Source organism: Desulfurella sp. (assembly GCF_023256235.1).
Classification (GTDB): domain Bacteria; phylum Campylobacterota_A; class Desulfurellia; order Desulfurellales; family Desulfurellaceae; genus Desulfurella.
The window spans coordinates 36643-43434 of record NZ_JAGDWY010000023.1; the positions used below are offsets into that span (position 1 = coordinate 36643).

A 6792-nucleotide genomic window follows, 5' to 3' on the forward strand; every position below is an offset into this window, starting at 1 on the left:
AAATGGGTACAATCCCAGCTGGTATAACCCAAAGCGTTAGAAAAAAGGCAAAATTTGATGTAAAACGCATTGAAGAAATAGAAGAAATTACACGTCATGATATTGTAGCTTTCAATGAAAATGTTAGAGAGTATTTGACACCTCAAGAAGGTAGTTTTTTACACTATGGTGTTACATCGTCAGATATAGTTGATACCGCAAATGCTTTACTTTTAAAACGTTCATGCGAGATTATAATTGATGATATTAAACAATTACTTGAAACACTTAAAAAAAGGGCGTTTGAATTTAAAGATACACCAATGATTGGACGTTCTCATGGTATTCATGCAGAACCTATTACATTTGGATTTGTAATTGCGCTTTGGTATGAAGAAATGAAGAGAAACTTGCAAAGAGTAGAACAAGCAAAACAAATAGTCTCATACGGAAAAATTTCTGGTTCTATGGGTACATTTGCAAATATTGATATAAAAGTAGAAGAGCGTGCTTGCGAGATTTTGGGTCTAAAACCTGATCCTATTTCCAATCAGATTATCCAAAGGGATAGATACGCCCAGTATATGACTACACTTGCTATAGTTGCAGCAACTATTGAAAAAATAGCACTTCAAATAAGACACTATCAGCGAACAGAAGTACAAGAAGCAGAAGAGTACTTTCATGGTGGTCAGAAAGGTTCTTCAAGCATGCCACACAAAAGAAACCCGGTATTGAGTGAAAACTTAGACGGTCTTGCAAGGCTTGTTAGATCAAACGCTTTATGCGCCCTTGAAAATGTGGCTTTATGGCATGAGCGCGACATAAGTCACTCATCAAATGAACGAATAATTTTGCCAGATTCAAGTATAGCAATTGATTTTATGCTAAATAGACTGAACAATATCCTCTCTAATTTGGTTGTGTATAAAGAAAAAATGTTTGAAAATCTTAACTTAACAAGAGGTGTGATATATTCTCAAAGGGTAATGCTAAAGCTCATTGAAAAAGGTCTTGATAAAGAAACTGCTTATAAAATTACACAAAGTTTGGCATTTGAATCGTGGAACAATAAGTTGGATTATAAATTACTTTTAGCTAAAAATGAAATAATTGGTAAATATTTATCCAAACAAGAACTTAATGAATGTTTTGATTATACTTATTTTATAAGAAATATTGATAAAATATTCAAAAGAGTATTTGATAAATAAGTAAAATTATGGTATATTTAATTTAGTCAAAGCAAGAGGATTATTATGTGAATGTAGGGATTTTTGATTATCTTGAAAGCTGTATAATAGTTTTTGATGAAAATTCAAAAGTAGTATACTCTAATGCAAAAACAAAAGAGCGTTTTGGTATCAAACCTGGTGATGATGTAAGAGATATTTTCCAGCCAGATGATCGTGAAATTTTTTTTGAAAATTTAATCGATTTATTAAATAAAGAAGGTTCATATAAAAATTTTATAAGGTTTATTGATAAAGACAAAAAAGTTCAGTTTTGTTATATTAATGTTTTTAAAAACAGCAATTTTTTTGTATTTGAAATAATAGTTTTTTCAGGTTTTAACAAACTTAGTTTAAGTCAAAAAAATTTGAATTATAATTATTTAAAATACATTTCTCAAGGCATTGCACATGTCCTTAGAAACCCTATAATGTCAATAAGTGGTTTTTTAAATCTTATAAAAAAGAAACTACCCAACGATTTAAAAGATGATATAGAACCTTATATTGAGTCTATACAAAGTGAATTTTCCAAAATCATGAAAGTTGTGCTTGATATAGAAATAATAAATAATGCTTCTGATTTAAAATTAGAAGAAGTTAAGATTGATGAGTTTTTAAATAATGCTTTTGAAAATTTTAGAAAAGAAAATACTGCAAAATTTATTAATTTTAATTGCAAGTTAAGTTGCAACAGCACTATTTTTTTGGATAAAAAACTTTTTGGTTTAGTTTTAGAAGAAATTTTAAAAAATGCCTATGAATCCATAGAAGAAAAAGGTAATATTTTTATGTCTTGTCAAACTGAAGGTAATAATATAATAATTAGTATAAAAGACGATGGCGGTGGTATTGATAAAGATCGACTGAGTATGTTATTTACGCCATTTTATTCTACAAAACCAAAAAATGTAGGTTTGGGTTTATTTATATCAAAACTAATTATTAAGGCTCACAAAGGTAAACTGCGAATAATATCAAACAATAATACAACAACTGTAAAGTTAATTTTACCAATAGAAAAGCGCTCGAGAATGCGCATACAGAGGTTAAGCGTTGTTTAAAAGAAGCATAAAAACAAAAATAGTAGCATATACTTTTTCTATAATGCTTATAGTTTCTGTACTTTTTAGTTTAATTTCATTATATAACCTCTTTTCTCTTCGAAGCTTTTTTATAAACTCAAGCAAGAATGTTTTTGCAATACAAGCAAATCATTATCTTGAAGATGAAGTTAAAAGTTATGCAAGGATTATAGAAGCAAATTTAAATATAAAAGAAAAAATGTGTGCTTCTACTGTTAATTTTTTGTCAAACGCAAAAGATCCGACAAAATACATACCAAATATTTATACTGTAACAAACAAAGATCTGGAGATTAAAGGCATTGCTATTTTAGACAAAAATTTTTCTATTGTTTACTCATACCCAAAAAATGCAACATTTGAAGGTGCGCTTAATAAAATCAAAGCCAAAGATTATAGGAAATTTTCAAAAAACGTTTATTTCATTGATTTTTATCTAAATAAAGATCAAAATGCATATTTTTCATTTTTATTTCCATTTAAAGATGAGGGATATATTCTTTTTGAAATAGATCCTTCAGGTATATTTTCTATTTTACAGAGTGCTCAAATTAGGCCTATGAGCAACAAATACTTGTGGATGACAGATCATAAAGGTGTTCTCGTGTTTGACCCGAAGGTCAAAGAACACCCGCTTATTACATTAAAAGACCATGTTGATTTAACAGATCCACAAAATGGTGAAAGGTTGGCTTATCTGATGAAAAATTATATTTTAAAAGGAAAAACCGGAACATCTTTCTATACGTTTCGCGGTGTTGAAAAGTATGTTGGGTATACTTCAATTCCTAAAACCGGTTGGGGTCTGGGCTTAACACTGCCAATTAGTAGCTTGATGGAAGGTGTTAATAAATTAAATGAGCAAATAAACTCTAAAACGATTTTAATGCTCGGTATTTTTTCTTTTTTTAGTGTAATTACAATTTTAATAGCCCTATTTTTTAGTATGTGGGCATCAAATAAAATAGTGAAACCCATTTTAGATGCTACTAATACAATTAACTCAATTATCATGGGAGATGTATCAAAACGTATAACATACGAAAGCAATGATGAATTGGGTGAATTGATAAAGTCTGTAAATAATTTAATGGATGCTTTAGCTCAAACACTTGCTAATTTAGGTGATATTAACATTAAAAAGGAGAATGAAAATGAGTAGTTTTAATGAAATGGATGAAATATTGAGAGATTTTGTTGTTGAAACAGAAGAACTCTTAGAAGGTCTTGATGAAGATTTGGTAGCACTTGAAAAATCACCAAAAGATACAGACCTGTTAAATAAAGTTTTTAGAGCTTTTCACACAATAAAAGGTTCTTCAAGCTTTTTAGGTTTTGATAAGATGACCCAGCTTACACACAAGCTTGAAGATTTATTAAATTCTCTTAGACGCTTTGAGCTGGAATTAACCCCATCAATTATGGATGCAATACTAATGAGTGTTGACAAACTTAAGATAATGCTTGAAGCGATAAAACAAAACCAGTCAATAGATGATATAGATGTAGAACAAGAAATACAAAAACTACTAAAAGTCCAAAATAAGCCAGACCAAATAAATACAATAGACTATGAAGAAAAACTTATTGAAGAACCTCCACAAACTCAAGTATCTAAAGAACTTCAAGAACAAGTGCAAGAATCTGTTATTGAAGGCGAAAATGATATAATTAAACTTCAAATAGAAGAGATTCAAGAAGAACCGGTGCCAGCCAAAAAAACTAATTTAACTGATGAAGAACTCAATGCTGAAATTCAAAAACTTTTAGAACAAAGGATAAAAGAAGATAAAGAGCGAAGAAAAGCTAAACAGCAAAACAATAAAACTCAAGAAACACAAGATGATCAATCTCAAATGCAGCCTGAAGAAATTGGTGTTCAAAACTTAAAACAAAATAAAGCTGATGAAGTTGAATTCCAAAAGGTTGCATCAAACAAAGAACCTCAGGATAAAGACAAATCAAAGCAGGATCTTGATAAACAAACCATAAGAGTAGATGTTAAAAAATTAGATGATTTGATGGATTTGGCAGGTGAGCTGGTTTTAGCAAAAAATAGGCTTGTAAGGCTTGCAAATATAGTTTCAGAGCAAAATCAAAGCGATGATATTGCAGATAGTCTTTCAAATATTTCATCTCAAATAACGCTTGTTACAACTGATTTGCAAATGGCTATAATGAAAACCAGAATGGTGGAGATTGGTAAAGTTTTCAATAAATTTCCAAGAGTTGTAAGGGATATTTGCAGGGATTTAAATAAAGAAGTAAATCTTATTATAGAAGGTGCCGAAACAGAACTTGACAAAAGTATTGTAGAAGAAATAAATGAACCATTTATTCATCTAATTAGAAATGCGATTGACCACGGTATAGAACCACCAAATGAGCGAATTCAAAAAGGCAAAAACAAAATTGGAACTTTAAAGCTAACAGCCTCTCAGGAAGGAAATCACATAGTAATTAGTGTAGAAGATGATGGCAAAGGTATGGATAAAGAAAAAATTAAGCAAAAAGCCATAGAAAATGGTATTATTTCAGCCCAAGAAGCATCTTTAATGACTGAAAACGATATATTTAATCTCGTTTTCTTACCAGGCTTTTCTACTGCAAGTCAAGTTTCTAATATTTCTGGCCGTGGGGTTGGTATGGATGTTGTAAAAACAAACATTGAAAAACTAAACGGCATTATAACAATTAAATCACAGCTAAATATTGGTACAAAAATAATTATAAAAATACCTTTAACATTGGCAATTATACAGTCACTGCTTGTTAAAGTAACAGGAAGCCTTTTTGCTATACCTTTAGCAAATGTTATAGAAACAGTTAGAATCGCTTTATCAGATATAGAACATGTTCAAAATAAAGATGTTTTGCGCCTTCGAGGCTCTATTGTACCACTTGTTTATTTAGGTGATATTTTAAAAATATCTCAAGATAAAAAAACACTTAGCAAAGACGAGATATATGTTGTTATTGTTTCATCTGCAGAAAAGCAGTTAGGGTTGGTTGTAGATGCACTTGTTAACCAGGAAGAAGTTGTAATAAAACCTCTTGGAAATTATTTAGGTAAAGTTAAATCAATTGCCGGTGCAACAATTATGGGTGATGGTAGCGTTGCATTAATATTGGACGTAGTTTCAATAGTAAAGCAAGCTTCAAAATTATCCGTTAATATAGCTTCTCATACAGCAGATCAGAAGGAATTTGCGCATAATGCTTTAGTTCTTTCAAATAAAGCTAATTTTGAAGAACTAATGTTTATAAAAGAAAATTTTGCAGATTACAATATACTTTTTAGTGATAATATTGCTTCCTTGTATTCTCACCCATCAAGTATTGTTTTTTTAGATCTATCTATGCCAAACGCAATAGATTTAATAAACGATATAAGAGAGCTTCCTGCAACTAAAAAATCATACATTGTAGGTTTAAGCGAAGATTTACAGTCAGATAAATCCCGTTTTGAAGATACAAGTTTAAATGCGTTAATAGGTTTAAATCAGAAGTCAAATATAGAAAATATAAAGAAATTATTAAACAAAAAAATAAATCCTGCTAAAAAAGGAGTATAGTAATGAGTTATATCAATTTGTCAAATGAACAGGTAAATATCTCAAACGGCGAAATACTATTTGAAGAATCAGGTCATAAATTTATATGGCTTGGGTGGGATGAATCTGATATAAAAGGTGGTTTTATCCAGGTTAATCAATATTTAATTATATCAAATGGCAAAGGAACATTACTTGACCCAGGTGGTGTTCACGTATTCCCAAAAGTTGTTGCAAATGTGAGCAGGTATATTGATCTTAATGATATTAAGAATATTTTTTATACTCATCAAGATCCAGATGTTTCAAGTGGTATTGCAATGTGGCTTTCTATAACAAGCGCTAATGTATACATATCAAAGTTATGGGTAAGGTTTTTGCCGCATTTTGGCATAACGGATATTTCTCGCATAATTCCCATTGAAGATAATGGAGGTAAAATTGATTCATTTGAAGCAATACCAGCACATTTTATGCACTCACCTGGCCAGCATGTTTTATATGATCCTGTTTCGAAGATACTTTTTAGTGGAGATATAGGAGCTGCAGTTTTTGGGAGCAAAACTTATCTTTTTGTTGAAAACTTCGATAGTCATGTTTCTTTAATGGAAGGTTTTCATAAACGCTATATGGCGTCAAATACTGTGTGCAAAAATTTTGTAAATCGCATAAGGAAGTATGATATCAATATGATAGCTCCGCAACATGGTGCTATATTTAAAAAAGAAGAAGCAAAGACATTTTTAAGCTGGCTGGAATCTTTAAAATGCGGAAGCGATATTATAGATGAAATATCAAGGTGATCCCATGAAGAAAAACAATTTAATTAGTATTGATAATTTAAATGAGAAACAAACAATAACAAAACTTGCAAAAAGTGTAGTAAAAGATTCGCTTCTTAGTAATTCTATAGAAGGAAGTTTTAATATAATTCTTGGTGAT

Annotated in this window: 5 protein-coding genes; all 5 read left to right on the forward strand. The window is 30.2% G+C overall.

Going from position 1 to position 6792, the window contains the following annotated elements; genetic code table 11:
- Window positions 1–1193 (forward strand): adenylosuccinate lyase (purB, locus tag Q0C22_RS02415; RefSeq protein WP_291490480.1); only part of this gene is annotated, 1193 nt, incomplete at its 5' end.
- Window positions 1194–1240: 47 nt separating this feature from the next.
- Window positions 1241–2275: a PAS domain-containing sensor histidine kinase gene (locus Q0C22_RS02420; protein ID WP_291490481.1), complete on the forward strand. Its 1035-nt coding sequence runs from the start codon at window positions 1241–1243 to the stop codon at window positions 2273–2275.
- On the forward strand, window positions 2268–3458 hold the full coding sequence (locus Q0C22_RS02425; protein ID WP_291490482.1) for a sensor histidine kinase: 1191 nt from the start codon (window positions 2268–2270) through the stop codon (window positions 3456–3458). The genes Q0C22_RS02420 and Q0C22_RS02425 overlap by 8 nt, the downstream gene beginning before the upstream one ends.
- The gene (locus Q0C22_RS02430; RefSeq protein WP_291490483.1) at window positions 3451–5871 is read left to right on the forward strand and encodes a chemotaxis protein CheA; all 2421 of its coding nucleotides are present in this window, start codon (window positions 3451–3453) and stop codon (window positions 5869–5871) included. The genes Q0C22_RS02425 and Q0C22_RS02430 overlap by 8 nt, the downstream gene beginning before the upstream one ends.
- Before the next feature lie 2 nt (window positions 5872–5873).
- Window positions 5874–6653, forward strand: a complete 780-nt coding sequence (locus tag Q0C22_RS02435) for an MBL fold metallo-hydrolase (protein ID WP_291490484.1) — start codon at window positions 5874–5876, stop codon at window positions 6651–6653.
- Window positions 6654–6792 lie beyond the last annotated feature (139 nt).

Excerpts from the sequence above, each read along its gene's own strand:
- Q0C22_RS02430 (WP_291490483.1), top strand. The coding sequence starts at position 3,451 with ATGAGTAGTTTTAATGAAATGGATGAAATATTGAGAGATTTTGTTGTT.
- Q0C22_RS02435 (WP_291490484.1), top strand. The coding sequence starts at position 5,874 with ATGAGTTATATCAATTTGTCAAATGAACAGGTAAATATCTCAAACGGC.